Below are 3,434 nucleotides of genomic sequence, written 5' to 3'. Positions count from 1 at the left end.
CCGATCCGGCCCGGCTCATCGCGCCGAACCGGCCCGGGGTCCTCCAGACGGAATGGGTACATCGGGTGGTGATGGTATGAACGCCGTCGTACTGCGCGGTGTCGCGGTGGCGGCCGGGCTGGCCGCAATCGGTTACGGGGTCGACGGCGTGCTCACCCACCAGCAGGCCACCCGGCCGCCGAACACCGTGGTCTGGCTGATCGGCGGGGTCCTGGTCCATGACGCGTTGCTCGTGCCCGCGACGATGCTCGTCGGCTTCCTGCTCACCCGGTTGGTCCCACCGCCCTACCGGTCCGTCGCACAGGGCGCACTGCTGGTGAGTGCGGCGGTCGCCCTGTCGTCGCTCCCGCTGTGGCGTGGCTACGGTGGGGACCCTGGGAACCCGACGGTGAACCCGCTGCCGTACGGACGCAACCTCGCGCTCGTTCTCGGAGTGGTCTGGGCCGGCGCGGCGGCCCTCATGGTGAGTCGGGCGGTCCGCGCCCGGCGGGGAATCATCCGGTCGGGAGACGCCGGCGCAGCGCGGCGAAGTGCCGGCCGGCGCTGCACCAGGTCCGGGTGATTAGCAGTCCGGCGTCCGGCGCGAGGCCGGTCAGGTCGTCCCCGTCCACCAGGCACCAGGAGAAGGGCCGCGACACCCGGCCGGTCGCGGCCTCCAGCCGGACCCGCATCGGGCCGGTCTGGGCGCCCGGCGGTTCGAGTTCGACGAGCACCCGGCCGGAGGGGGCGAGGAGTTCCCCGGCCCGGCGCAACAACCGGATCGGGTCGCCGCCGATGCCGATGTTCCCGTCGGCGAGCAGCAGCGCGGCCCATCGTCCCTCGGCAGGTACCCGGCCGAACACGTCCCGCCGTAGCGCCGGCGCACCGGCCCGCCGGGTCAGGTGCACCGCGAACGGCGCGACGTCGATGCCGAGGGCCGGCACCCCGCGGGCCGCGAGCGCAGCCGCGAGCCGGCCGGGCCCGCAGCCGACGTCGAGGGTCGGGCCGCCGCAGTAACGCAACAACGACAGATCCCCCGGGGACAGCGCCCCGGTGGAGCAGGTGCGCGGGGTCGACGCCGCCGGGGGCAGAGTGCCACGCCAGCGGTTCACCGGCAGCGGGTCGCGTCGCCCGTCGGGACGGCGCATCCACAGCTGTCCACCGGCGGAACGCAGTCCCGCCTCGTAGACGGTCGTCGGTCCCCACCGGCCGTCGGGGACGCCGGTCAACACGCGGTGGCCCGGCCGGCGGTGATGCGATCCCCTTGCGTGGCGCGCAGCGCCGCGGCGAAGCGCCCACCGGGCACGAGCCGGGCGACCGCGTCGGCGTCGGCCATGGTGTCGACGTCACGCACCGTCGGCAGGGTTGTGACCGTCAGGCCGGCTTCGGACAGGCGGGCCCGTTGCCGTGCGCCGGTGTCCGGGCGTGAGGTCGGCACGCCACGGAGAAGATCGCCGTCGGGGGTGGTCAGGCCGAGTGCCCACCATCCCCCGTCCGCGGCGGGACCGAACACCGCGTCGGTCGCGTGCAGCGCGTGGCAGGCGGAGGCGAGCAGGGCGGCGGTCACCTGGGGGGTGTCCATCCCGATGAGCAAGATCGGCTCGCTGCCGGCGTCGAAGGCTGCGGCGAGCCTGACGTCGAACGGCCCCGACACCTGCGGCATCACTTCGATCGCGATTCGTCCGGCCGCGATTCGTCCGGCCGGGATTCGTCCGAACGAGGTCTCCAGCCACGGGCCGACCGCGCCGTCGAGGACGAGGACCGGGCACAGTGCGTCGAACCCGGGCAGGCGGGTCAGCTCCTCAACCGCGGCCAGCGTGTCCGCGAGCGCGGCCGCCGCGACGGCCGCCGCCTGGTCCGGGCGCAGGGGCGGCGTGAGGCGGGTCTTGACCCGCCCGGGTACCGGCTCCTTCGCCATCACGAGCAGCCTCACCGGAGGCTCGCCAACAGGGCGGACGTGTCCCGGGCCGTCCGGGCGGCGCCGAGCGGTGTCCCGGTCACCTTGGAGCGCCCGACCCGAGGGGTGTAGGCCACGTCGGTCTCGATGATCCGCCAACCGGCCTGGGCTGCCCGCAGCAGCAGTTCCAGCGGATAGCCGAACCGGCGGTCGGCCACGGGCAGTCGGAGCAGGTCCTCCCGGCGGGCCACCCGCATCGGGCCCAGATCATGGACGGGAACGCCGCGCCGGCGCAGCCGCCCGGCGACCACCGCGTTCCCGAATCGGGCGTGCGGCGGCCAGGCCCGCATCGAGGTCGGGCGACGGCGGCCAAGAACCAGATCGGCCCGGCCGGCCAGCAACTGCGCGACGAGACCGGGAAGCTCGGCGGGATCGAGGGAGGCGTCCGCGGCGAGCAGCCCGGCGTGCACGGCGGCGCCGTAGCCGCGCTCAGGCACGTCGACGACAACCGCCCCGCGTTCCAGCGCCACCTGGCGGGAACCGTCGCGCGATCCGTTGTCCGCGACGATCGGCCGGTAGCCGACGGGCATCCGATCCAACACCCAGGGTAGCGCCCCGGCCTCATCCAGGCAAGGCAGGACGACGTCGACGGAGGCCCCGATCCCACTACGTTGCGTGAACATGATCGGGACTGTAGTGCCGCCCGCGCGTGATCAACCCTTACGGAACAAGGAATGCCCGGGTCCCGTCCGGCGGCTCGGCACGGACACGACGACAAGCATGACGATCATTACGAGCATTACGAAGCGGAGACATCCGAGCCGATCATGGTCAAGACGGCCGTCGCCTTACCTATCGTGGCCGGGTGGCCCGTGTGCTCATCGTCGACGACGACGCCCTCGTCTCCGAGGTCGTCGACCGTTACCTGCGCAACGCCGGCTCCGACGTCGACCGCACCGCGGACGGGCCCACGGCCCTGCGGGTGGCCGAGACGACCCCACCGGACCTCGTCGTCCTCGACCTGATGCTGCCCGGTCTCGATGGCATCGAGGTGTTCCGCCGGCTCCGGGCGCACCGACCGGTACCAGTGATCATGATGACCGCACGTGCCGACGAGTCGGATCGCATCACCGGTCTGGAGATCGGCGCCGACGACTACGTGACCAAGCCGTTCTCGCCGCGGGAGCTGACCCTGCGCGTGCAGTCGGTGCTGCGGCGGGCGAACGAAGCGGCGCCGGGCGCGGAGGCCGGCGTCCTGCGGGCCGGCCCCCTCGTCGTCGACGCAGCCGCGCGGACCGCCACCCGGCACGGGGTGCCGCTCGGGCTGACGGTGCGCGAGTTCGATCTGCTGGCCTTCCTGCTGCGCCGGCCCGGCCGCGCCTTCACCCGGGGCGAGCTGCTCGAACAGGTGTGGGGATGGAGCTATGGCGACCCCTCGACGGTCACCGTGCACATCCGCCGACTGCGGGAGAAGATCGAGGATGATCCGACCGCTCCCCGGATGCTTGTCACAGTGTGGGGAGTCGGGTACCGCTACGATCCCGGCACCCCGCGCCCC

Annotated in this window: 5 protein-coding genes; 2 read left to right on the top strand and 3 right to left on the bottom strand. The window is 73.4% G+C overall.

Features of this window, described 5'->3' with window-relative positions; all coding sequences use genetic code 11:
• The first annotated feature begins 76 nt into the window (after window positions 1–76).
• Window positions 77–562 carry a hypothetical protein gene (locus ACY45C_RS10515; RefSeq protein WP_462187437.1) on the top strand — a complete coding sequence of 162 codons (486 nt, stop codon included), beginning with the start codon at window positions 77–79 and terminating at the stop codon, window positions 560–562.
• Here the strand turns inward: ACY45C_RS10515 and ACY45C_RS10510 are convergent.
• From ACY45C_RS10510 to ACY45C_RS10500, 3 genes are read right to left on the bottom strand one after another with little or no spacing between them, the layout of a single operon-like run.
• Window positions 495–1,211 carry a methyltransferase domain-containing protein gene (locus ACY45C_RS10510; protein WP_462187436.1) on the bottom strand — a complete coding sequence of 239 codons (717 nt, stop codon included), beginning with the start codon at window positions 1,209–1,211 and terminating at the stop codon, window positions 495–497. The two genes, ACY45C_RS10515 and ACY45C_RS10510, sit on opposite strands and share 68 nt — an antisense overlap.
• Window positions 1,205–1,897 (bottom strand): TIGR04282 family arsenosugar biosynthesis glycosyltransferase, encoded by a 693-nt coding sequence (locus tag ACY45C_RS10505; RefSeq protein WP_462187439.1) that lies wholly within the window; start codon window positions 1,895–1,897, stop codon window positions 1,205–1,207. Before ACY45C_RS10505 ends, ACY45C_RS10510 begins: the two co-directional genes overlap by 7 nt.
• A gap of 11 nt (window positions 1,898–1,908) precedes the next feature.
• Complete coding sequence (locus tag ACY45C_RS10500; RefSeq protein ID WP_462187435.1) at window positions 1,909–2,559, bottom strand: glycosyltransferase family 2 protein; 651 nt, start codon at window positions 2,557–2,559, stop codon at window positions 1,909–1,911.
• 182 nt (window positions 2,560–2,741) lie between these two features.
• Here ACY45C_RS10500 and ACY45C_RS10495 point away from each other — a divergent pair.
• A partial coding sequence (locus tag ACY45C_RS10495) for a response regulator (protein ID WP_462187434.1) occupies window positions 2,742–3,434 on the top strand: 693 nt, incomplete at its 3' end.

This window comes from Frankia sp. CcWB2, assembly GCF_977927585.1.
The sequence above is the reverse complement of the archived record's forward strand: the minus strand, read 5'-3'. Positions and strand labels throughout refer to the sequence as shown.

Coding starts and splice junctions, on each gene's coding strand:
- ACY45C_RS10515 (WP_462187437.1), top strand. CDS start 77: ATGAACGCCGTCGTACTGCGCGGTGTCGCGGTGGCGGCCGGGCTGGCC.
- ACY45C_RS10505 (WP_462187439.1), bottom strand. CDS start 1,897: ATGGCGAAGGAGCCGGTACCCGGGCGGGTCAAGACCCGCCTCACGCCG.
- ACY45C_RS10500 (WP_462187435.1), bottom strand. CDS start 2,559: ATGTTCACGCAACGTAGTGGGATCGGGGCCTCCGTCGACGTCGTCCTG.